Annotated in this window: 2 pseudogenes; both read left to right on the forward strand. The window is 50.1% G+C overall.

Going from position 1 to position 503, the window contains the following annotated elements:
- Window positions 1–165, forward strand: a pseudogene (gene vscG, locus R8N47_RS28690) (YscG family type III secretion system chaperone VscG); the annotation flags it as partial.
- Window positions 162–503 (forward strand): annotated as a pseudogene (vscH, locus tag R8N47_RS28695) (YopR family T3SS polymerization control protein VscH); the annotation flags it as partial. The pseudogenes vscG and vscH, both read left to right, overlap by 4 nt.

The following is a 503-nucleotide window of genomic DNA, read 5'->3' on the forward strand; positions in this document are numbered from 1 at the left end:
CTTTGCACCGCGTATCCTGACCTAATCAGTTTGGCGGCGCTAGCGGCTGCAAAAGCAGGGTTACTAAGCCAAGCTGAACGTTGGATGGAACTGGCAGCTCAAGGCAGCGAAGAAAGCCAAGCTTTTGCGGCGAGCTTCACCCAAGACATTAGGAATCTTGGATGAGAGTCGACCCTAGCTTTGTCGGACAAACGCCCGCTCATTCAACCGATGTTCGTCACTATGAACGCGACGATGCGAAGCGAATGAGCGAGCTTATGACGCGAGAAACCACGGCCGAAGTTTCTCGCTCAGCTCCCAAAGACACGCTGACAAAAGTAGAAGAGAAACTCAACGCAATTAAAGATTGGTATGCGTCGATCAAGGAAGCAGAGACTGTCTCTAAACAAAGCGTGCTTTCTTCGTTAAAGGACGTTTTTTCTGATCCTCAAACACAAAAAGAAGCGCTGTGGTACGCCTTTCATCAGGCGAAAAGCGCCAAAGGAACGGATGATGCCGTTCCT

The sequence above is a fragment of the Vibrio sp. 2132-1 genome, from assembly GCF_033344315.1.